The 20,351-nt window shown below is 50.7% G+C and carries 21 protein-coding genes (1 of these 21 cut by a window edge); 15 read left to right on the forward strand and 6 right to left on the reverse strand.

Features of this window, described 5'->3' with window-relative positions; translation table 11 throughout:
- Positions 1 to 14: 14 nt before the first annotated feature.
- A complete protein-coding gene (locus tag ACZ52Z_RS19430) occupies positions 15 to 998 on the reverse strand; it encodes a peptidylprolyl isomerase (RefSeq protein ID WP_464268425.1) in 984 nt (327 codons plus the stop codon).
- A 251-nt stretch (positions 999 to 1,249) separates the two neighbouring features.
- Here ACZ52Z_RS19430 and ACZ52Z_RS19435 point away from each other — a divergent pair, with 251 nt between their 5' ends.
- The 10 genes from ACZ52Z_RS19435 to ACZ52Z_RS19480 all read left to right on the forward strand — a co-directional run bounded on the left by ACZ52Z_RS19435 (position 1,250) and on the right by ACZ52Z_RS19480 (position 8,848).
- Positions 1,250 to 1,603, forward strand: a complete 354-nt coding sequence (locus ACZ52Z_RS19435) for a flagellar basal body rod C-terminal domain-containing protein (RefSeq protein WP_464268426.1) — start codon at positions 1,250 to 1,252, stop codon at positions 1,601 to 1,603.
- Between the two features lie 413 nt (positions 1,604 to 2,016).
- Positions 2,017 to 2,514, forward strand: a complete 498-nt coding sequence (locus tag ACZ52Z_RS19440) for a TlpA family protein disulfide reductase (protein WP_464268427.1) — start codon at positions 2,017 to 2,019, stop codon at positions 2,512 to 2,514.
- A gap of 125 nt (positions 2,515 to 2,639) precedes the next feature.
- On the forward strand, positions 2,640 to 2,840 hold the full coding sequence (extJ, locus tag ACZ52Z_RS19445) for a selenite/tellurite reduction operon protein ExtJ (RefSeq protein WP_464268428.1): 201 nt from the start codon (positions 2,640 to 2,642) through the stop codon (positions 2,838 to 2,840).
- Positions 2,841 to 2,918: 78 nt separating this feature from the next.
- Positions 2,919 to 3,731: an undecaprenyl-diphosphate phosphatase gene (locus ACZ52Z_RS19450; RefSeq protein ID WP_464268429.1), complete on the forward strand. Its 813-nt coding sequence runs from the start codon at positions 2,919 to 2,921 to the stop codon at positions 3,729 to 3,731.
- Positions 3,732 to 3,771: 40 nt separating this feature from the next.
- A complete protein-coding gene (locus tag ACZ52Z_RS19455; protein WP_464268430.1) occupies positions 3,772 to 4,461 on the forward strand; it encodes a class I SAM-dependent methyltransferase in 690 nt (229 codons plus the stop codon).
- Between the two features lie 89 nt (positions 4,462 to 4,550).
- The gene (locus tag ACZ52Z_RS19460) at positions 4,551 to 5,216 is read left to right on the forward strand and encodes a precorrin-2 dehydrogenase/sirohydrochlorin ferrochelatase family protein (protein ID WP_464268431.1); all 666 of its coding nucleotides are present in this window, start codon (positions 4,551 to 4,553) and stop codon (positions 5,214 to 5,216) included.
- Positions 5,213 to 6,031: a cytochrome c biogenesis protein CcsA gene (gene ccsA / locus ACZ52Z_RS19465; RefSeq protein ID WP_464268432.1), complete on the forward strand. Its 819-nt coding sequence runs from the start codon at positions 5,213 to 5,215 to the stop codon at positions 6,029 to 6,031. Before ACZ52Z_RS19460 ends, ccsA begins: the two co-directional genes overlap by 4 nt.
- The gene (hemA, locus tag ACZ52Z_RS19470; RefSeq protein ID WP_464268433.1) at positions 6,021 to 7,301 is read left to right on the forward strand and encodes a glutamyl-tRNA reductase; all 1,281 of its coding nucleotides are present in this window, start codon (positions 6,021 to 6,023) and stop codon (positions 7,299 to 7,301) included. The genes ccsA and hemA overlap by 11 nt, the downstream gene beginning before the upstream one ends.
- 9 nt (positions 7,302 to 7,310) lie before the next feature.
- Positions 7,311 to 7,868 carry a hypothetical protein gene (locus tag ACZ52Z_RS19475; RefSeq protein ID WP_464268434.1) on the forward strand — a complete coding sequence of 186 codons (558 nt, stop codon included), beginning with the start codon at positions 7,311 to 7,313 and terminating at the stop codon, positions 7,866 to 7,868.
- Positions 7,868 to 8,848: a Gfo/Idh/MocA family protein gene (locus ACZ52Z_RS19480; protein WP_464268435.1), complete on the forward strand. Its 981-nt coding sequence runs from the start codon at positions 7,868 to 7,870 to the stop codon at positions 8,846 to 8,848. The genes ACZ52Z_RS19475 and ACZ52Z_RS19480 overlap by 1 nt, the downstream gene beginning before the upstream one ends.
- Positions 8,849 to 8,995: 147 nt before the next feature.
- Here ACZ52Z_RS19480 and ACZ52Z_RS19485 read toward each other — a convergent pair whose 3' ends face one another.
- The 3 genes from ACZ52Z_RS19485 to ACZ52Z_RS19495 all read right to left on the reverse strand — a co-directional run bounded on the left by ACZ52Z_RS19485 (position 8,996) and on the right by ACZ52Z_RS19495 (position 12,415).
- Positions 8,996 to 10,285: an IMP cyclohydrolase gene (locus ACZ52Z_RS19485; protein WP_464268436.1), complete on the reverse strand. Its 1,290-nt coding sequence runs from the start codon at positions 10,283 to 10,285 to the stop codon at positions 8,996 to 8,998.
- Positions 10,286 to 10,401: 116 nt separating this feature from the next.
- Positions 10,402 to 11,412 (reverse strand): NTP transferase domain-containing protein, encoded by a 1,011-nt coding sequence (locus ACZ52Z_RS19490; RefSeq protein ID WP_464268437.1) that lies wholly within the window; start codon positions 11,410 to 11,412, stop codon positions 10,402 to 10,404.
- Positions 11,413 to 11,470: 58 nt separating this feature from the next.
- A complete protein-coding gene (locus ACZ52Z_RS19495; RefSeq protein WP_464268438.1) occupies positions 11,471 to 12,415 on the reverse strand; it encodes a helix-turn-helix transcriptional regulator in 945 nt (314 codons plus the stop codon).
- An 87-nt stretch (positions 12,416 to 12,502) separates the two neighbouring features.
- Here ACZ52Z_RS19495 and ACZ52Z_RS19500 point away from each other — a divergent pair, with 87 nt between their 5' ends.
- Positions 12,503 to 12,832 (forward strand): hypothetical protein, encoded by a 330-nt coding sequence (locus ACZ52Z_RS19500; RefSeq protein ID WP_464268439.1) that lies wholly within the window; start codon positions 12,503 to 12,505, stop codon positions 12,830 to 12,832.
- Between the two features lie 81 nt (positions 12,833 to 12,913).
- On the opposite strand, the gene ACZ52Z_RS19505 is transcribed toward ACZ52Z_RS19500, so the two are convergent.
- Entirely contained in the window at positions 12,914 to 13,243 is a 330-nt protein-coding gene (locus tag ACZ52Z_RS19505) for a hypothetical protein (protein ID WP_464268440.1), read from the reverse strand.
- 624 nt (positions 13,244 to 13,867) lie between these two features.
- Here ACZ52Z_RS19505 and ACZ52Z_RS19510 point away from each other — a divergent pair.
- The 4 genes from ACZ52Z_RS19510 to ACZ52Z_RS19525 are packed head-to-tail and all read left to right on the forward strand — an operon-like array spanning position 13,868 to position 18,647.
- Positions 13,868 to 14,791, forward strand: a complete 924-nt coding sequence (locus ACZ52Z_RS19510; protein WP_464268441.1) for a homocysteine S-methyltransferase family protein — start codon at positions 13,868 to 13,870, stop codon at positions 14,789 to 14,791.
- A complete protein-coding gene (locus tag ACZ52Z_RS19515) occupies positions 14,788 to 17,238 on the forward strand; it encodes a methionine synthase (RefSeq protein WP_464268442.1) in 2,451 nt (816 codons plus the stop codon). Before ACZ52Z_RS19510 ends, ACZ52Z_RS19515 begins: the two co-directional genes overlap by 4 nt.
- 2 nt (positions 17,239 to 17,240) lie before the next feature.
- The gene (locus ACZ52Z_RS19520) at positions 17,241 to 17,420 is read left to right on the forward strand and encodes a rubredoxin (RefSeq protein WP_464268443.1); all 180 of its coding nucleotides are present in this window, start codon (positions 17,241 to 17,243) and stop codon (positions 17,418 to 17,420) included.
- A 42-nt stretch (positions 17,421 to 17,462) separates the two neighbouring features.
- Positions 17,463 to 18,647, forward strand: coding sequence for a trypsin-like peptidase domain-containing protein (locus tag ACZ52Z_RS19525; RefSeq protein WP_464268444.1), 1,185 nt, complete (start codon positions 17,463 to 17,465; stop codon positions 18,645 to 18,647).
- A 28-nt stretch (positions 18,648 to 18,675) separates the two neighbouring features.
- Here the strand turns inward: ACZ52Z_RS19525 and ACZ52Z_RS19530 are convergent, their stop codons facing one another.
- On the reverse strand, positions 18,676 to 20,351 hold the 3' portion of the coding sequence (locus ACZ52Z_RS19530; protein WP_464268445.1) for a B12-binding domain-containing radical SAM protein. The gene runs 316 nt beyond the window's last position; only the last 1,676 of its 1,992 coding nucleotides appear in the window; the start codon falls outside the window, past its right edge — the gene reads right to left on this strand; it ends in the stop codon at positions 18,676 to 18,678.

Genomic DNA, 20,351 nt, shown 5'->3' on the forward strand with positions numbered 1-20,351 from the left:
CGTACTCAACACGTTCAAAGTATCTTGATGTAGGCCTTTTCTCGGATATTTTTCATCCATTGCTCATACAGCGACTGCATCTCCTGCTGTTGCAGTTTTTCTCGGATTTCTTCTTTTACCGAATCATAAGGCACTTTGGTTATAATTTGTCCTTCCTGGCGGGAAAGGAGCTTGAAGAATTGAAAGCCGGAAGGGGCTTCCACGATCTCACTGATTTCTCCGGGTTTGAGGTTGCTTACGGCACGGCGCATAAAGGTCGCCATCTCTTTTTCCTGAAAAATACCGATGTCGCCGCCATCGTCGGCAGAAGGCAGGTCGGAATATTGACGGGCAAGAGCTTGGAAATCACCACCCTCCTTTGCCAGTGTATGGACCTTTTCTATTTTCTTCCTGGCAGATGTACGGGCCAGCTCTTTTGTTTCCTGCTCTGCGGCTTTCCAGGTGGTTCCAATCTGAAGAATGTAGTAGCCCCCTTCTCCCACCTGATCAGTATAGTGCACGTCGTAATAATCGATTATTTTTTCTTCAGGAATAATGACTTTGGAGCGTACCTCATAGTTGACGAGTTTTGAACGAAGAATCTGTCCTTTCAAATCCTCCCGGTACATCGCTTCGGTCATGCCGATGGATTGTAGCTCCTCGTTGAAAGCCGCGGGCGTAAGGTTGTTCGAGTCGATGATTCGCTGCAGGGCAGCGGAAACCTCTTCATCCGTGACAGAGATCTGTATCTTAGCAGCTTCCTGGAGCATCAGCTTTTTGTCGATGAGTTTTTCAATGACGTTAGTCCGGATCTGCTCCATGATCTCTGGCAGTCGTTCGGGGGGAACTTCTTCCGCTGCTTTTTGATACAGCGGTTGACCAAGTTCATTTACCTCTGACAGGGTAATGATTTCACTGTTAACGATCGCTACACTCCTGTCTATCAGTTCGGAAAATCCAGAAACAGGGATGCAGCAGCAAAAAAAAATCAGGAGCAGAACGAATGGTTGTGCTTTCATAAACGGCAAGCGAGTCGGTTGTTGACAGTAGCTGGAGAAAAAACAGCGTGAGCAGTGCTGGTGAAATATTTGGTGACCGGGCATTGCAGCTTCCGGTAAACCCTCGTGATTCACTTATCTACTCTGAACAGTCTAAAGGCGCAATATTTTTTGCCAGCAACTGTGGTGGTGGCAGGGGTGTTGGCGTTTATCTGGCATATTGCTTGCTTAGGTTTATACGTCAACAATACAAATCAAACGGAGGAAAAATAATGATTGGCGGAATAGGTGCAGCGCTCTCCGGGTTGCAAGCAGCCGAGCTGCAGATGCAAAACACTGCCCATAATGTGGCAAATGTCAATACGGATGGTTTTAAGAAAGGCAGGGTGCTGCTCAGCGAACAGCTCCCTCAAGGGGTCAAGGCCACTGTTGAACAGGGTGCTGCACCCAAAAAGGAAAAGAACGAAGGCGTCGCTGCAAAGCACCCTGCTGAGGAGCCTTCCAATGTGGCCTTGTCAGAAGAAATTCCAGAGATGATGGTCAATCGGCATGCTTATAGCGCAAATTTGAAAACCATCGAGACTGTTGACCACATGTTCAGGAGCCTGCTGGATATCACGACTTGAGCACACACAGAATCGGTATTGCGATTTCGCTTTTTGCCTCCAGGTTACAATTGTGAAATTCGCTTGAGCGCTTTTTTCTGCCCTGTAGCCTGCTGGTGTCAGTTTCGTGCTCCCAGTTGATACTTTTTTGCAACATCATCGCCAGTATTCTTCCTGCGTTTCCCTCATCGCTTACCCCTGTCGTTTATCCTCTGTCCTCCGGCATGAAAGTGGAGCTGAGGACATTTCTTCTCCTTTGAACCCATGGGTTCCTCCGCAGGGAAATGGGGCAGAGGAAAAAAGGCTACTCCCTCAAGGATGAAGTGTGCTATATTCTTTGCTTCGAAGAGTAAAAATTGCGTCCAGCAAGTTATGTCCTGTATGGAATCAGGCCTCCGCAGGCCTAGTAGTCGGCATGGAGAGGGAAACAGTACATGAACAGGAAGAGAGTGAAACAAAGCCTTGGGGTTGTTCTTGCCATGACGTTGCTGATAGGCAAGGCAATGACCGCGCATGGTGCGGTGGCCATGCCGTCTTTTTCCCTGCCGTCAGTCGTTGATGGTCAGACAGTGGAGAGTTCAAGCTACAGTGGAAAGGCTTTACTGGTTACTTTTTTTGCCACCTGGTGCGCTCCCTGCCGCAAGGAAATTCCCGTGCTGAAGGAGCTGCAGAAGAAATACAGCCAGGAAGGGTTTTCTATTATTGGTATTTCGGTTGACGAAAAAGGTCCGGCCATCGTGGCCAAGTTGGTTGAAAAAGAGCAGATCAATTATCCTGTGTTGATGGCAGACACCGCGACGCCCAGGGAATTCGGCGGTATTTTCGGCATTCCCACCTCCTTTCTGGTTAACAAAGCTGGGCATGTGGTGAAGAAATATCCAGGGTATATTCCCCGTTCTCTGTTGGAAAAAGATATTAAATCAATTCTTTAAACCTTTTTTTGAAAATTGGTTGTTTGGGTTTCCTGTTGACAAGCGAATGCTTTTCCCGTACCTTTTGTGCTCAAAAGTTGTGAGTAGGAGGCCGATAACATTTCATTTACAAAAAGGAGAAGATTATGAAAAAAATTATTGCTGCTGCTATGGTAACTGCTTTTGTGATGAGCGCCAGTGTTGTTATGGCAGCCTCAGTCAAGTGTACCGTCGATGCGGTTGAAGGCGAGACAGTCACTATGACCTGCTCGAAAGCAGACAAGCTGAACGTTGGTGACAAAGTCACTGTGAAAGCAAAGTCTAAAAAGGCTATCGAAGGCTGCTAAGAAAAACCCTTACAGCTTGATTGTAGAGCGGGTCGGTGGTTCTCATCGTCCCGCTCTTTTTTTATTCCCCATCTGGTTATGGATATTCTAAAAGCCATTCTCCTCGGTATAATCCAGGGACTCACCGAGTTTTTACCGATATCGAGTTCAGGGCATCTTGTTATCGGATCCGAGCTGTTGAATTTTCATGGCCCGGGTATCGCCTTTGAGGTATTTTTGCACGTCGGGACGCTGATCGCGGTAATTTTTGCCTTTCATAAGGATCTGCTGCAGATGGTGCGGGCGCTCTTTTCCTCCCCAGGCAGAAGGCAGGCAGACAAGGAGTTGCAGCGTGCGTTTCAGTGGAATATGTATGTTGTCTTGGCAACCCTACCGGCGGTGGTGGTCGGACTTTTCCTGAAAGACACCATTGAAACCTTGTTCAGCAATATCCTGATTACCTTTGTCATGCTCGCCGTGACTGGCTGTATCATGCTCCTTACAACCAGAATGCAGCGTCATCAAGGTCATATTACCGCTCAACGCGCCCTGTTGATGGGGACGGCTCAAGCCATGGCAATCCTGCCAGGGCTGTCCAGAAGCGGTTCCACTATTTTTACCGGCATGGCTTTAGGTGTTCACCGGGAAACCGCGGCACGTTTTTCGTTTATCATGTCCATTCCGGCTATTCTCGGGGCTGCCGTTCTGCAGGGCGGTGATCTGCTTGCCGCTCCTCCCGTCCAGAGGGAGATATGGTGCCTGGTCATCGGTACTGTTGCCTCCACATTTTCCGGCTACCTTGCCATTATTCTGTTGATGCGGTTTGTCCGGAAAGGGCAGTTACACTGGTTTGGCTATTATTGTTTACTGGTTTCGGCTTTCGGGATAATCTGGTACACCCTGCAGTCATGAGTCCTGTCTGCAGACCATTTTTCATGTAGAATATATCATTATGGATCCACAAACCCTGCCGGCCAAAGAGCTGGCATTGTATACAGAACTGAAAAAAGAGCTGAAAGTGGCTTTTGAGCCGTTGACCGTGCAGCAGTATAGGCTCAACCTACTCAAGTGTACTGACCTGGAACAGCTGCTTGACGGCAAAGACCCGTTGAAAAATGTTTCTGATTTTCCGCTATGGATCCGGCTGTGGGAGGCTGCCATTGTGCTGGCCGATTATTTTGCCGGCCAACAGCCGAAACCGGGAACGACCCTGCTTGAGCTTGGTGCCGGCCTGGGGGCAACCGGTCTGGTTGCAGCAGCGGCAGGGTATGAGGTGACGCTTACTGATTTCGAAGAGCGCATTCTCCACTTCCAGCAGATCAATGCTGCGGCAAGTAATCTTGCCGGGGTGGAGAGCAGGTTACTCGATTGGTTTGATCCGGTTGACATCGGCCAGTTTGACATCATTGCCGGAACGGAAATTCTTTATCGGGAGGATTTTTTTGCCCCCCTGCTGCAGATTTTTCGTACTGCCTTGCGGCCTGACGGCGTGATCCTCTTGGCCAATGATGCCAGTCGTCACAATATCGCTCCGTTTTTTGAATTGGCGCAGCAGGATTTTTCCATCAGTGTGATCAAACGAAAACTTAAAAGCATTGACGGTGATAAAACCATCCTGCTCTCCAGGCTCAAACGCAAATAGTATTTCATGGTCATGGCCCCCAAAAAAACGTATCCTTACGCATATGCCGGTGGTACATGTGCAGATCTTCTCCTGAGCGGTGAACAAGTATGTACCCTGTATGTTTGCAATTAAAGGGTAGACTCTGCGTGGTTGTCGGCGGCGGCCAGGTGGCCCAGCGAAAGGTTCAGGACATCCTGACTCACCAAGGGAAGGTTCGCCTGATCAGCCCTCAATTGACCCAGAGGCTGCAGGTTATGGCCGAAGAGAAGCTGATTGACTGGCGAACAAAAGCGTATGCAAAGGGGGATCTGGATGGAGCTTTTCTCGTTTTTGCCGCCACTTCCAACCCGCGGGTGCAGAAGGAGATAGCTCGGGATGCCCACCAGGCAGATCTTCTGCTCAATCTTGCCGATGACCCTGGCGGGTGCAGCTTTCATGTCCCGGCTTCGGTCCATCGCGGTGACCTTACCCTCGCTGTATCGACGCATGGAAAAAGTCCGGCAGTAGCGGCAATGGTTCGAAAAAAACTTGAAGAGGTCATAGGAGAGGAGTATGGGATACTGCTCAGCTTGATCACCCTCGTGCGCGAGCAGGTGCTTGCGCACGAGGGTGGACAGCAGGAGAAGAGAGTTTTTTTCCAGAAAATCCTTGAGGAGGATCTCATCAGTTGGATCAAGGCCGGGAAATGGGCACAGATCGAGGCGCACATTACCAATGTCCTTGGAGCATCCATTGAATTAGATTGGATGAGCATCAGGGAGAATAGCCAATGAGCTTTTTACTCTTTCAGCTTACTTGTAGTATCTACCTGTTATCGACCGCTATCTACCTGTTTTTCTTTTTTTCCGAACGGAAAAAAGTTCGGTCGGCGGCACGGTGGCTCTTTTTTATCGGCGCAGGGGTGCATACCCTGACCTTCCTTTTTCGATATTACGAGGCCGGGCACACACCAATAACAAGCCACCATGAAACCATATCTTTCTTCGCCTGGGCGACAGCGTGGTGCTACCTTTCTTTCCGCTGGCGCTATACAGTAAAAAACCTGGGCACCTTTGTTAGTTTTCTGGTTTCACTGCTTATGCTGGCCGCAGCCCTGTCCTCACGGGAGATTATCCCTTTAGCGCCGATCTATCAGACCTTTTGGCTTCCTCTGCATGCCTGCGTTTCTCTGGTTGCCTATGCCTTCCTGGCCCTTTCTTTTCTCGGCAGCTGTATGTATTTGCTGCAGGAAAGAGAGATCAAGCAAAAACGATTTGGTCTTTTTTATTCACGGCTTCCCTCGTTGGAAGCACTCGATAAACTCAACCATCATTGTCTCAACACAGGTTTCCTGCTCCTTACCTTGGGGCTGATAGCCGGTGTTTTGTGGTCAAAGCAGGCCTGGGCAGTTTACTGGCGATGGACGCCAAAAGAAACCTGGTCTTTGGTCACCTGGCTCCTCTACGCAGGGGTGATGCACCAGCGTTTTACTGTGGGCTGGAGAGGTCGGCGGGTAGCCTATATCAGTATGGTGGCATTTCTGTTAGCACTGTTTTCTCTGTGGGGAGTAGCTGTTCTGTTGCAAGGGGTGGAGCGTTATGTCTCGTGAGACGATTGTCCTGATGGGGGTCAATCATAAAACGACCCCGCTTGCAGTTAGGGAACGGTTAGCTCTTTCCGAAGGGTACGAGGAGTCCTTGCAGCGGCTTCGTCAGATAGAGGAGATCAACGAATATTTTCTGCTGTCCACCTGCAACCGGGTGGAAATTCTCTATACCTGTAACAGGGAGGAGGGCTCTGGTCAGAAGGTTTTGGAGGTGCTTTTTGGCGATGCCCTCTCCACCAGGGATGTTGACCAATATTTTTATTGCTACCAGGATAAGGAAGCTGTGCAGCATCTGTTTATGGTTGCTTCGAGCCTTGATTCGATGATTATAGGCGAGGCCCAGATCCTTGGTCAGTTGAAGGAAGCCTATCGGCATGCAGCCGCGTTGAAGAGCTCGGGCTATGTACTCAATAGACTGTTGCACAAGGCTTTTTCCACTGCCAAGCGCGTTCGGACGGAAACCAGCATTGGTGCCAGTGCGGTCTCCATCAGTTATGCCGCTGTTGAACTGGCCAAGAAGATTTTTGGTGACCTGCAGGGGAAAAAAGTACTACTCATCGGTGCCGGAGAGATGGCTGAGTTGGCTGCCGAACATCTTGTCGGCCAGGGCGTAGCGGAGGTGGTGGTGGCCAACCGGACGTTGCAACGGGCAGTGACCCTGGCGCGCTGTTTCAATGGTCATGCGGTAGCGCTTGAGGAAGTGCTGCAGCAGTTGGCTCAGGTAGACATCGTCATTAGCTCTACCGGCGCGGTTGATGTGATTCTCACCAGGGACGAGGTCCGTCCTGTAATGCGCGAACGCCGGAATCGACCGCTTTTTTTCATCGATATTGCCGTGCCGCGAGATCTTGATGCAGGGATTAATGAGCTTGATAATGTCTATCTCTACGACATTGATGACCTGAACAATGTGGTGGAGATGAATAAGAATGAAAGGAATCGCGAGGCCGTGGTCGCCGAGCGAATTGTTGATGAGGAAACCATCAAGTTTACCCGGTGGCTGGAGACGTTGGTGGCAACCCCGACCATCATCGAATTGCGTAAAATGGTCGATGCGGTGGTAGAGCAGGAGTACCGGAAAACAACCAAGCGCCTTAATGGACTGTCTGATGTGGAACGGCAGGCAGTGGAGAAGATGGGCGCAGCCATTGCCAACAAACTCATGCATCGTCCCATGCATTATCTCAAAGCTGATGATCACTGCGCCAAACAAAATGAACGGATCACCACCATCAGAGCTCTTTTCGGCCTGGATACCAAGGTCTCCGAGTGATATGCCGTTATGATCAATGAAGACCGGCAATTGATCATAGAGGAGGAGCTGCTTCTGTTGCGTGACGCCGGAGAAATCCCTGAGGTCGCTCTGCACAACAGTCTTGAGTACCTCTGCAATGATCCTGAAGGGCCTTGCATGGTGTTGAACGATGTGGAACGTGAAGCTCTTTATGGCGCAGTCAGAGACCGATACCTCACCATAATCCTCAGGGATTTGTGCCCAGAGAATCGTGGCCAGCAACAGTACCGAGGGGTTGAGCGGGCACGGGTCAACTGGAAACGGCTGCAGGGATTTTGCAATCAGGTCGGTCTTGATAACACTGAATGCGCTGCAGTGGTCGCTAAAGCGACAATCACCTTCATCAAACAGGAGTGCTGCGATCGGCGAAAGGGGGTGACCTCGAATGCCTTTAATTGTAATCCCAGCGATCTCCTTGAATTTCTTGCTACTCTCAGGGTAACCCCGCAGCAGTTGCCTGCCGACTGGCAGCAGCTCTGTTTGCCTCCGCTGAACATTCGGCAGGGCCATCAGGAGGGAGACAGCAGGGAGGAGCAAGAGCAATAATGAGCATACAACCGGAATTTCGTGTAGGGGTAATCGGTACAGGACGGCATGGCAGCAGGTATGCCAACCATCTGGTGCATGATGTCCCGGGGCTGCAACTGGCAGCGATAGCTCGACGTTCACCAGCAGGGGAGGAGCAGGCCGCCGCGTGGGGCTGTCAATACTTTACAGATTGGCGTGCTTTGGTTCGCTGTAAGGATGTGGACGGCGTTATTGCTGTGGTTCCGCCGACCATGAACCTTGATATTGCAGTTGAATGCGCGCAGGTGGGTAAACCGGTACTCATTGAAAAACCCCTTGCCGGCAGCCTTCAGGATGCAGAACGTATTGTTGCCCTGATCACGCAGCAGGGGTTGCGATTGACCGCCGGTCAGACCCTTCGTTACAATGCGGTAATCCAGAGCTTGAAACAGCATGTGACAAGAGTAGGAAAATTATACACCTTTTCCGCCAATCAGCGTCTTGAACCTTCGACGCTGGTTTGGCATACGGATCCGCTGCAGGCGGGAGCCGGGGTGAGTTTTCACACAGCAGTACATGTTTTTGATGCCCTGCGCTTTATTACCGGGTTGGAGGTCAGCAGGGTCGTGGCTGCAACCCTTCCAAAGGGGAGCGGACATCTGGAGGATGTGCTGGCGGTCCTGGTAGAGATGAATAACGGGGTAATCGGCACGGTGGACTGCTCCAAGGTCGGGCATGCCCGTTCCGGTCTGTATGAGTTTGTAGGTGAGCGGTGCCAACTCGTTGGAGAACAGATCCGTAATTCCTGTTCCGTTATCGAGCAGCAGCACATAATAGACTTGAGCCCGGATGAGCCAGTTTCTACTATCGTACCCCTGCTCGGGCAATGGCGCGACTACGTGCTTGATCGTGGTGAAAACCCGATACCCGGTACCGAAGGACTTGCAGCCGTGCGCATATGTGATGCCTGCCTGCAAGCAGCCCGCAATGGACAGTGGGTGGACGTGGAAGCCGCGTAGAGCTCAGGTAGCCGAGAACACCATTTTTTCTCTCCCCTGCAACTGTTGCCGGCAAGGGGCCTTGTTGCTGTGGGTGGTTTCCCGGCCCATGGAAAGCGGGCCGGGAGTGGAGTGAATGCACTACGAAATGTCCATATTTCGAGCCATTCAGTGTTTGAATGAACGCTGTCCCGTATACATCATCGCCACCTGTGGCGAGGCCTGGTTGCAGGCTTCAATGGATTCAAAATCACGCAGCGAGCCACCCGGCTGAAGGATAGCGGATATACCCTCGCGAATCCCTACATCAACGCCATCTCTGAAAGGAAAAAACGCATCAGAGATCATTACCGATCCCGCCAAACCTGCACGGGCAGCCTGTACCTCTGTATCAATTTCCCGAAGCATGGCTGTATCTTTTTGCCCCTGCTTTACCTGGAGAGCCAGGTCTGCATAGGGGATCGCGTAGCGATCAAAACAAAGGATGTCAGCATATTTTATGTAGGCTTTATGCACAGCGATTTCTGCGACCCCTACCCGGTCCTGTTCACCGGTGCCGATGCTTACCGTACATCCATCTTTGACATACAGGACCGAGTTGGAGGTTACTCCGTGCTCGATGGCCCACCCAAAGAGCATGTCCTCAATTTCCTCGGCAGTTGGTTGCCGCTCGCACTGGTATTCAACGCCCTTGCGTACCGTTTTTGCGGGGAGAAGATCGGCCGGAGTGCGGATGGTGTTGATTGATGACTGTTGAACGATTATGCCTCCGTCAATGAGTGATTTGAAATCAATAAAGCGATGGTGTTCAAATGCCGCCAATCGATCAATGCCCGCCATCCGAATGACCCTGAGGTTTTTTCTGCCGGCCAGGATATCAAGGACTCCCTCTTCAAAGTCCGGAGCACAAACGACCTCCAGGTAATTTTCCGACATGAGGGTGGCCGTCTCCTTGTCAAGAGGACGGCTTGTGACAACCGCACCGCCAAACGCGGCAATGCGGTCCGCGCGGTTGGCCTTGTCATAGGCTTCAGCCAGATTGCTCCCAACGGCAGCCCCACTGGGGTTGTTATGTTTGAGGATCACTGCAGCGGGTTTATCAACAAGGTACTTGATGATGTTGAGGCCATTGTCAACATCGGTCAGGTTAATTTTACCGGGATGTTTCCCCACCTGCACCATATCTTCAACCGTAATCCCGCTGACAAGACCATTGCCGGGATCGATATAGCTGCAGTCGCCCAGGACCAGGTTGCCGTTGACGAGTTCATAGAGGGCTGCCTCCTGGTTGGGATTTTCCCCATATCTGAGACCGCGTTCTTCCTGGGTGCCGTCAGAAGCCTTTATATTCCAGGTTTTTTTACGGTAAACAAGGGTCTGATCTCCAAAGGAAATGGTCATCTCCATGGGAAAGGAATCTCCCAGAATGGATGTATACATCTTTTTTATGTCGCTCATGCTGCTGAAACTCCGTGTTTGTATAAGCTTTACTTGTCAGGAAAAAATGGATAATACCTTGTTCCGTAGCGGAGAAAAAGAGAAAAACCGTCTTTAGCGTTTGTTTGGGGATACGCTTACCCAACCCGGTGAACAAGGGGTGGAATACGTGAACAGGAACCGATGGAGCAGTTCTCCAGCACCGCATGGGCTCCGATCACGGCACCATCTGCAACCTGGCAATCGTGAAGGACAGCAGCGGTTTCGACCTTGCAGTGACGCCCGATGGTGGTTTTTCCGGTTATCACGACGGAGGGGTGAAGAATAGTGTCTCTCCCTAGGCTGCAGGTCGGGGCTACCAGGGTTGTTTGTGGAGAAAGCATCGTCACACCGGCAAGCATTAACTCCTGGTTGTGACGCTGTTGCAGCTCCTGGTGGGCCTGGGCCAGTTCGATTCTGGAGTTGACTCCAAGCACATCTATGGCCTTTGGATGGGAAAAAACGTCAACGCGGTGGCCGCTGTTCACTGCGATGGCGACGATATCAGTCAAGTATACCTCTCCCTGGCTGTTATCGGTTCCCACCTGGTGCAGCGCCGTAAAAAGAAAGTCCCGTTTTACTACATAGATTCCTGCGTTTATTTCACCAATGCGTTTTTCTTCGGGGGAAGCATCTTTCTCTTCCCTGATACCTGTGACATGGTTGCTGCTGTCCTTGAGAATTCTTCCATAGCCAAAAGGATTCTCCAAAGTGGTGGTAAGCAGGGTAATGGTGGCATCGGTTTGCAGGTGCTGCTCCAACAACTCCTCCAACATATTCGGGGTTACCAGGGGCGTATCCCCGCAGAGGATCATGACGTGGTCGGCACTGTTGCAGGTTGGCTCAGCACACAACACGGCATGGCCGGTCCCCAGTTGCTCTTCCTGCGGTACCGGGACAAAGGTATACTGCTGAAGCGCGTTGAGCACTGCCTCCTGCTGGTGACCGGTGATCACCACGCTTTGCTGCACCTGGATCTGTTGGAGGGTGTCAAGAACGTGGTGGAGCATGGGCTTGAAAAACACTTCATGCAGCACTTTTGCCTTGTCAGATTTCATTCGTGTACCCTTGCCTGCAGCGAGGACAACAGCGGTTACAAAGGGGGCCATGGGGATATCCTTTTTGCTTTCTGTGTTGATATAGAGGAGCTGAGTAGGGGGAGAGAGCTTAACTGAGATCAGCAGCGTACAACTGTACCATCTTCTCAATTTCCTTGTGTATCTTTTTTCGTAAATTCGGCGGCGAGATGATAGAGGCGTGATTTCCAAACTGCAAGACTTTCATGATGATCTCCCTATCATCAGCTACAGGGAGGGTGAGCAGCAGTTCATCCTTCCCTTTGCGTATCTGCTGATGTGGATGCCATTGCTGGTACGCAACCGTTTCCGCGGCTCTGCCGGTGAAACGTATGGTTACCCGGTGTTCCGGGGAACCTTTAAAAATACCGAAGACGTCCGTAAGGGCGGCGTCTTGTGGGTCCATAACGTGTTGGCAGGGGGATGCCAATGGTATCACCTTCTGCATGCGAGAGAGGTGAAAGAGTCTTCGTGCATTTCTCAGGTGACACCAGCCATACAGGTACCACCGTCCTTGATAGTGAATGAGTTTCAACGGATCAAGGGTACGGGTGGTTGGATGGCGGTCGCTGGCAGTATAGGTAATCGTGAGCTGTCTGCGCCCGAGCAGGGTCTTGACCACTGTCATAAAAATGTGGTGATCCACGGGTTCCGTTTCCACCCACTCGCAATGGAGAAAATGTTCCAGCTGCGGGCTGCCGGGAAGGATCAGGCTGGTGATTTTTTTTTGCAGTTTCTTGAACTCAGGGAGATCGGCTAATCCCGCCTCACCGCCCATTGAGGTGAGCAATCCGAGAAACAGAATGATTTTATCACTCTCTTCAAAAGGAAGCCGAAATCCATCCTCTGCGTAAAAATATCCATTTCGTTGCTGATCAAAAGCCAGCGGCGCGAGTAGTCGATCACGTAAATAAGCGATATCCCGATGAGCGGTGGCTGTAGAGATCTCAAATTCTTCAGCCAGGTCCGAGGCATTGGGGAAAACGTTTTCCAGTACTTGTGCGTGAAAAAAATAGATCCGTTCGAGGAGGCTCATTTTTTTTTCGAAAAAAAAGTAGGGTTGCTCACTATATGACAAACCTCCCCTGGTAGAGTCAAGAAAAACGACTCACAGGAGGGAGCCATGCAATTTAAAATGATCATCAGTCGAGCAATGTTTGTTTTTAACGGAATCGTTGACGGAAAGGCCCAATTGGAGAAGGTTCGTTTTCTGAGCGACAGCATGTTGCAGGTCCATAATGAGGTACTTGTTGTCAAAGAGAACAATGCTGTTGATTTCTTTGTCGACGGCAGCCAGCTCCTGTCAAAAATAAATGCTGAGCAGTTTGCCTACCTGGCGGCCATCATTCGCTTTCTGGGGCATTGGCCTGGTGGACAGGGGAAGATTCCCACTTGGTTTGGGGCCGACTCCTTGGAGATGAAAGCACCGGTCATTGCTTCGGTTGATGGGTAGGCGGCGTCTGGCAATGGGGGCTTGGCGGAGAAATCTGCCTGCGGAGAAAGGAGGAGAGGGAGAGGACCTGGGAGGAGAAAGCTAGCAGACCTTTTCCTCAAGGTTAGAGGGCAGCGGGGATTGGGATGAAATGGTAAACCCGCCCTGAACGTGTTTGATTAATCGGAGATCGGATGGGCTGTAATCAACCTTGATTGGGCCGCAGGCGGAAAGAAGGGCGGGGGCCACCAGAAAGACCACCTCGTCGCATGGGTAGATGAGGTCGTTCGCCTTCCTGGCATCGACTCGGAGAACCAGCGACTGCCAGGTACTCCCCAGGCTTACCACGTCAATCCGGACACCGCAGTTGTTCGCCCGCTGTGCCAGGTGTTTTTTGAGAACCGAAAGAGCAGAAGGGGTAACCGTTATCATGGGAAGTGGTGCTGGTTGTTGGTAAAAAATATGTCCGTTTTTTTCGCCAAGGAGGAATGCACTGGTCCGGAGTAGAATGCCAGGCACGTGCATGACAGCATGAGGGAAAATACCAGCGATACCTTTCTGTCGTCAAGATGAAAAAATCTAAATACTTCATTGTGTTAGAGTGTCTTTTGGCGCGACTTTGCGTCGGTTTGAAAAAAGCCTGTCCGACAGCGATTTTCAGGGAGCTGGGGTTCCATGGGCAACGAAAAAAAGAATGAACCTGTGGGTATGGTCGCGTTGATGTGGCGTTATTGAGCAAAAAATGATACATCATGGGCTCGGTTCACGCTGTTTCCCATCATTTTACCGTTACTTGAAGAAACTCCCCTTTGTCCTTGTTGCCCGCGGTTGACTGGAAGAGCTATTCTCGCGGGAGGCAAGCCTCACCCCGCACACGTTATAGGGAAGCTGTCGAGCGAGTGTGATCAGGGTACATATGCTTGCTTGCCAGCCGCTGCGCACCTTGGGATGAGGAGAAATTGTCGCCGGTCAGATGGTGAAATGACCGTTTGTTGCTACACTGACCACAGAAAAGGCCGGTTTTGAAAACCAGATGAGATTATACACAATTTAGCGATGAAACCAACAGATCACCCAGTACTCATTTTAGACGGCGCCTGCGGCACCAATTTACAGGAAATGAACATCCCTTTGTCTGCATGGGAGGGAAAAGAGGGCTGCAACGAATTGTTGAATATTACTGCCCCGGAAGTAATTATCGAACTCCATACAAGGTTTGTCAACGCCGGGGCAATGGTCCTTGAAACCAATACCTTTGGTGCGGGACGCATCGTGCTTGATGAATACGGACTTGCTGACCAGGTTGCGAAAATTAATTTCGCCGGGGTGGAAAATGCCCGTAAAGCTGCAGCTGGGCGGGAAAACGTCTATGTGGCAGGTTCAGTAGGGCCGGGCACCAAGCTGCCTTCACTTGGACATATAACGGTGGATGAACTTGCCCTTGCCCATGCCGAACAGATTCGGGCTTTACTCATGGCAGGGGTGGACCTGCTTATTGTTGAAACCTGCCAGGATCTTCTCCAGATTAAGACTGCCATGATCACCTGTTTTGAGGTGATGGAGGAACTGGGCAAGGACGTTCCGGTTATGGCCTCAGTGACCATTGAGCGGACCGGGACCATGTTGGTCGGATCGGATATCGCCACGGTGGCTGTGACTTTTGAACCATTTCCCATTCTGTCGTTGGGATTGAATTGTGCTACCGGTCCGGCGGACATGGAATCGCATATACGATACCTCAGCCAAAACTGGCCGGGAAGGATCAGTTGCGTGCCTAATCAGGGCTTACCTGAAGTGATCGACGGTAAGACCTGCTATCCCCTTACCCCTGATGCCTATGCTGAAGAGATGAAGAAGTTTATCACCGAATATGGGGTAAGTATAGTGGGAGGCTGCTGCGGGACGACGCCTGAGCATACAAGGACTTTGGTCAACGCCCTTCAGGGTGTTGCACCGATGAAGCGGGAGGTGGCGGCATGAAACCTTCTGTTTCCAGCTTATACCAGGCGGTGGAATTGCAGCAGGAAATTCCACCGCTGCTGATTGGGGAACGAGCCAATTCCAATGGGTCTAAAAAATTCAGGGAATTGTTGCTGGCCGACGACTACCAGGCCTGTCTGAAAATTGCTGTAGAGCAGGAAAAAAAGGGGGCGCAGGTAATTGATCTCTGTACCGCCTATGCAGGGCGTGATGAACTCAAAGACCTGACAACCCTGGTCACAATGTGTGCAGGATCACTCAAGGCGCCCTTGATGATTGATTCGACCACGCCTGAATGTATCGAAGAATGTTTGCGGCTTTACCCCGGAAGGTGCATCATCAACTCAGTCAACCTTGAGGACGGTGGCACAAGCCTGCGTCGTGTGTGCAGGGCTGTGAAAAAGTATGGTGCTGCCGTGGTCGCCCTGACCATTGACGAAAAGGGCATGGCAATGACTGCCGACGACAAGGTGCGGATCGCACAACAGATACACGATGTCGCGGTGGGGGAAATCGGTCTGCGGCCGAGCGATATCCTCTTTGATTGCCTGACCTTTACCGTGGGCTCCGGCGACGAGAGCCTGAGGGATGCAGCGGTACAGACGTTGGAGGGCATAAAGCGCATAAAAAAGGAGCTTCCAGGGTGTCTTACTGTTCTTGGCTTGAGCAATATCTCGTTTGGCTTGGCTACTCATGCCAGGAAAATTCTCAACTCGGTTTTTCTTCATGAAGCGGTTGAGGCCGGATTGGACGCCGCTATCGTTGATGCGGCAAAAATTGTCCCCCTGGCGGGGTTGGATAAGGATGACAGGGCGGTTTGTTTGGACCTGCTTTATGATCGTGAACCAGATCAGGAGAAAAAACCGCTGCTGCGATTTATTGATCATTTCAGTGATAAAACAGGTGAGGAGGCAACCGAAGAGCAGGGGCACCACCGGACCCCACAGGAGCAGCTATTCCACCATGTGGTGAATGGAGACAAGGAAGGGATAGAAGATTTACTTCCTGTTCTGATGGAGCGTATGACGCCCCTGGCGATTATCAATCTGGTTCTGGTTCCGGCCATGCGCAATGTGGGAGAGCTGTTCGGAAAGGGGGAAATTTTACTTCCCTTTGTGCTTCAGTCTGCCGAGGTAATGAAGAAATCCGTCAGCTTCCTGGAGCCGTTCATGGAGAGAGTTGATGGAGAGAGCACAACAAAAATTCTTTTGGCCACCGTACAGGGGGATGTGCATGACATAGGAAAAAATCTGGTGGAGATCATCCTGTCCAACAATGGGTATAAAGTCTATAATATCGGCATCAAAGTGCCTACCGAGACGATAATTGAAAAAGCCAAGGAGTATAATGTAGATCTCGTCGGACTGAGCGGTCTCCTGGTCAAGTCAGCCATTGTGATGCAGGAGTCCATGCCCCAGTACCGTGCATCGGGATTGGATATTCCCATTTTGTTGGGCGGAGCTGCGCTTACGCCCAAGTTTGTCGCAGAATCGTGTGTTCCCGCGTACACTGCACCTGTGGTCTATTGTCAGGATGCCTTTGCAGGGTTGAAAGCAGTAAGGGAATATGAAGAGGGGACCCTGAAGGCAACTATCCATGATGAGTCAACAGCTGTTGCCGCTCTCAAGCCCGGGGTAAAAGATTCCCGGATTGATAGAAATAACCCGGTTCCAGAACCACCTTTCCTCGGTCAGCGCTATGTTGAGCATATAGCGCTGGAACCTCTTTTTGACTTAATTAATATGCAGGCGCTGTTTCGTGGGCGCTGGGGATATCGGCGCGGCCGGATGGGGGGGGAAGAGTATAGAGAACTTATTGAAAGCAGGGTTCAACCCATATTCGCAGAACTCTGCAGCAGGACCCTTGCAGAGCGGCTGGCAGTCCCCAAGGTGACTTACGGGTATTTTCGGTGCTGGTCAGAGGGCAATACGGTACAGGTCGAGACAGAAGATGGGACTTATCCCTTTACCTTTCCTCGGCAAGCGCTGGCTCCGCATCTCTGTATCGCAGATTATTTTAAACCGAGAAAAGACGGCGGAGATATCGCCGGCTTTTTTATTGTTACCATTGGAGATCGGATGGGCCGAGAAACGGCCCGACTCTACGAGTCCGACAGTTATCATGATTACCTCATGCTGCACGGGTTTAGTGTAGAGTTGACCGATGCCTTGGCTGAATACTGGCATGGGAAAATGCGTGAGGAACTCGGCATAGGCAATACAGATGCAGGGGATCTTGCGGGAATGGTGACCCAGGATTACCAGGGATCGCGCTACGGCTTCGGTTATCCCGCATGCCCGGACATGGACGTCCATCAACCGCTTTTTGCCTTTTTAAGGCCGGAAAAAATAGGCATAGCCCTGACCGAGAATATGCAAATGGTACCTGAACAGACAACATCAGCTATTGTGGTTCACCACCCTCAGGCAAAGTATTTTGCGGTGTAACAATGGAAAAACTGACGTCAGTAGATCGCTATATTTGTATAAACTGCGGGTATATATATGATCCGAAAAAAGGTGACCCCCTTAATAATGTACCTGGAGGAACACTATTTGAAGAGCTGCCGGAAGCATGGGTTTGTCCCATGTGCTATGCAACCAAAGATCAGTTTGACCTCCTAGACTGATTGGATGGGCTCGGGCTGGATTTTTTTCTTTGATGGAGCATTATGAAGTGTCCAAAATGCGGTTACAGACAGGCAGAGCAGCCTGAATGTGGTAGGTGCGGAGTAATTTTTGCCAAATATGCTGCTTATCAAGAGAAAAGGAAACACGCCCAACACCGCCGGCAACCGGTAAAGAAAAAGCAGCAGGCTGGCATTCTCTTCCTGTGGGGAGCTGTGGCTTTGAGTGTGGCCGGTATCGGAGTTTGGCTCGTTGACAGGTTTGCGCCTGCGGACACGAGTATGCTGGTAACCAGCAAACCGAAAACTCTTCACAGCCCAGATGTTCAAGCTGATTCGGCTGCTCACGAAAAACGGTTTTCACTGGCAGAGAAAGATACCTTTGCACGATTATCACCAGTTTCCGAAGGCTTGGCAGGGCAACTGAACGAGGATTTTCCTATAAAGGCGCCTCTCGACGCTGCCCGCAATGCCACTGTTTCCATTGTCACTCCCTGGGGAAATGGCTCAGGGTTTTTCGTCGATCGCTATGGGACTATCATCACCAATCGGCATGTGGTGCAATTTGATCCTGATCAGCTGCAGAAAATGACAGAGCAGGTACAGCAGGCGCGGCAACGCCTGGAGCATGAGGGGAAAAACATTGAGCTTGCCAGGCAGCAGCTCAAACACCTTGATGCTGGTCAAATTCGACAGCAGCTGCAGAAGAATATTCTCATCCGGGAAGAGCAGTACGACCGGTATAGACAACAACTTGCCAAATTGGAACAAAGCGTCTCCACTATCAAAGAGAGCGATTTTATAAACGACGGGAAGGTCGTACTTATCGATGGTTCCGAGTACCCTGCCGCGTCCATCCAATACAGCACGGAGTATGACCTGGCGATGCTGGCCATAAATGTTTTTAATTCGCCGGTGATACCTGTTCAACAAGTGGCAGTCTATCCCGATCAAGGGAGTTCCGTCTACACCATCGGCAGTCCATTAGGACTGCATCATACGGTTACCTCCGGCATTGTCTCCGGTTATAGAGAATTGAGTGGAAAGCGTTACGTTCAGGTTGATGCACCCATCAATCCCGGCAATAGTGGAGGACCGTTAGTCAATGCCGATGGGGTATTGCTGGGGGTGAACACCATGATTTTTTCCGATACAGAGGGCATTGGTTTTGCCATTCCGGTTGATACCATACGCCAAGCGTTCCCCGGTATAGCTGTCGAGACTGAGTGAGGGATCTGGCTGGTTGACGTATCGGATTTCACTGGGCCACAGAGCAGGGGAGAAGGACGTAGTTGGCAATCAACTGCTGGATAACCTTTTCCTGGGCCGTTCGATCAATTTGTGCGGTTTCACCAAGTGAATCCAGGTAGGTAGAGATGCGCAGGCCCTGTTCAAATTGACCAAGGGATGCTCGGTAGCTTCGGTGGGGGAGGGTGAGCACGGTGCTGTCCAGATACAGGCATACCGTGCGTTGGTAGGGTTTACGGGCGCTGTTTCGATGACGTTCTACGAAGCGCAGAAATTGAGGCAGGTCCATATAGTCATACTGATGAATGCTCATTCTTTCCTGGTTAAGGCAATAGCGCACTTCTGCATGGTACTCCTGTTCTCTTTCCAGTGGCTGCTGGCGAAAGTGCAGTTTTTTTATCGTGAACGAAAACAAATCAGGCACAAAACTGAGGTCTTTGTCGTTTGCTGCGGCAGCCATGCGTGCGCCTAATTCGTGGAGTAGCTCCTCGATAGGGAAGTTGATGAAGAAGGATTGTTCATGGCGTGTAACCAGGGAGGAAAGTACGTCGACTAAAACGTCAATCCAGTAGCTTTGGGTACAGAAAAAGAGAACCTGGAACAGTTCATGGCAGTGCTGTTCGAGGTACTCAAGTGATTGCGCCAGCGCCTCTACGAGCAGACGGTCACCGGTCGAGAGTGTTTGGGGGATAAAGAAACAAAGATTATCCACTGGAAAAGGATGCAGCAGTTGATTGTCAACCCGATGTTTCATATCGAGAAATTGGTCAAAATCGACAGACGAAACAAGCTCCTGCTGCCAATACCCGGAACCAATATCGGTTGAGAGGTGGTCGTAACAAATGTGGATTGAAGGGTATTCCTGCAAAAACAGTGTATGTTTCAAATGATAAATCTGCTGAATTTCCTCAATAATAGTTTTTTTCGTATTCTGATGCGGGTGATAGCGGCTAAAGAAGAGCTCTATCCGTAACTGTTGAGCAAATTGCTGGCTGAGATCGGTACAGTTTACGAGTAAATCTTCCAGGCCGTAGGCAGTAGCGCCTTTAATCTCTCTCCGGTGTTTGTCGGAAATTACTTCTGGAGAAAACTCAAAGACTGGTTTGGTTCCTTGCCACTTGAAGGCCTTCTTGTACAGGGTTACAAAAGAAGAATCAAGCAGGTGCCAGGCCCCGTAGTTAAGTGAGAAATGGCCTCGAAGCCCATCCTCGGCAGCAATTGCCGCAAAGATATCCTGTATGTACTGCTGATTGTTTTCGTAGCAGATATAGAGGATATCAGTGACCTCGTGTAATCTATACAGGTCCCGGATAATGGAATCGATAGACCTGGCCACCGGGTATCGGCGGTTGGAGTGGATGGAGAAGGCCTGCCGACTTCCTCCGCAATAGGCACAGTCAAAAGCGCAGCCACGGCCGATAAAAAGAGGAAATCCAAGAATTGTGTTGATGCGGGTAAAGTAAAGCTCACTGTTGATAAGAAACGAAGTTCGGGCAAAGGAGAGGTTGTCCAGGGTTGCCTGATCGATGAGCCAGTGCTGGTTTGACCTTTGTATATTCCCCTGCTCGCGAAAGATAAGGTTGGGCACCGTAGCGCAGGAAGAACCCTGGAGGAGCTGGAGAACCGGCAACTCGGGATCGCCCTGAACCAGGTAATCGATGGATTCACAGGAATTGAGCAGTTGGT

Source organism: Desulfogranum aggregans, from assembly GCF_055398265.1.

Excerpts from the sequence above, each read along its gene's own strand:
- ccsA (WP_464268432.1), top strand. The coding sequence starts at position 5,213 with ATGAGCTTTTTACTCTTTCAGCTTACTTGTAGTATCTACCTGTTATCG.
- ACZ52Z_RS19505 (WP_464268440.1), bottom strand. The coding sequence starts at position 13,243 with ATGATAACGGTTACCCCTTCTGCTCTTTCGGTTCTCAAAAAACACCTG.
- ACZ52Z_RS19525 (WP_464268444.1), top strand. The coding sequence starts at position 17,463 with ATGAAGTGTCCAAAATGCGGTTACAGACAGGCAGAGCAGCCTGAATGT.
- extJ (WP_464268428.1), top strand. The coding sequence starts at position 2,640 with ATGAAAAAAATTATTGCTGCTGCTATGGTAACTGCTTTTGTGATGAGC.
- ACZ52Z_RS19490 (WP_464268437.1), bottom strand. The coding sequence starts at position 11,412 with ATGGCCCCCTTTGTAACCGCTGTTGTCCTCGCTGCAGGCAAGGGTACA.
- ACZ52Z_RS19485 (WP_464268436.1), bottom strand. The coding sequence starts at position 10,285 with ATGAGCGACATAAAAAAGATGTATACATCCATTCTGGGAGATTCCTTT.
- ACZ52Z_RS19455 (WP_464268430.1), top strand. The coding sequence starts at position 3,772 with ATGGATCCACAAACCCTGCCGGCCAAAGAGCTGGCATTGTATACAGAA.
- ACZ52Z_RS19475 (WP_464268434.1), top strand. The coding sequence starts at position 7,311 with ATGATCAATGAAGACCGGCAATTGATCATAGAGGAGGAGCTGCTTCTG.
- ACZ52Z_RS19520 (WP_464268443.1), top strand. The coding sequence starts at position 17,241 with ATGGAAAAACTGACGTCAGTAGATCGCTATATTTGTATAAACTGCGGG.
- ACZ52Z_RS19435 (WP_464268426.1), top strand. The coding sequence starts at position 1,250 with ATGATTGGCGGAATAGGTGCAGCGCTCTCCGGGTTGCAAGCAGCCGAG.
- ACZ52Z_RS19500 (WP_464268439.1), top strand. The coding sequence starts at position 12,503 with ATGCAATTTAAAATGATCATCAGTCGAGCAATGTTTGTTTTTAACGGA.
- ACZ52Z_RS19495 (WP_464268438.1), bottom strand. The coding sequence starts at position 12,415 with ATGAGCCTCCTCGAACGGATCTATTTTTTTCACGCACAAGTACTGGAA.
- ACZ52Z_RS19510 (WP_464268441.1), top strand. The coding sequence starts at position 13,868 with ATGAAACCAACAGATCACCCAGTACTCATTTTAGACGGCGCCTGCGGC.
- ACZ52Z_RS19450 (WP_464268429.1), top strand. The coding sequence starts at position 2,919 with ATGGATATTCTAAAAGCCATTCTCCTCGGTATAATCCAGGGACTCACC.
- hemA (WP_464268433.1), top strand. The coding sequence starts at position 6,021 with ATGTCTCGTGAGACGATTGTCCTGATGGGGGTCAATCATAAAACGACC.
- ACZ52Z_RS19430 (WP_464268425.1), bottom strand. The coding sequence starts at position 998 with ATGAAAGCACAACCATTCGTTCTGCTCCTGATTTTTTTTTGCTGCTGC.
- ACZ52Z_RS19480 (WP_464268435.1), top strand. The coding sequence starts at position 7,868 with ATGAGCATACAACCGGAATTTCGTGTAGGGGTAATCGGTACAGGACGG.
- ACZ52Z_RS19460 (WP_464268431.1), top strand. The coding sequence starts at position 4,551 with ATGTACCCTGTATGTTTGCAATTAAAGGGTAGACTCTGCGTGGTTGTC.
- ACZ52Z_RS19440 (WP_464268427.1), top strand. The coding sequence starts at position 2,017 with ATGAACAGGAAGAGAGTGAAACAAAGCCTTGGGGTTGTTCTTGCCATG.
- ACZ52Z_RS19515 (WP_464268442.1), top strand. The coding sequence starts at position 14,788 with ATGAAACCTTCTGTTTCCAGCTTATACCAGGCGGTGGAATTGCAGCAG.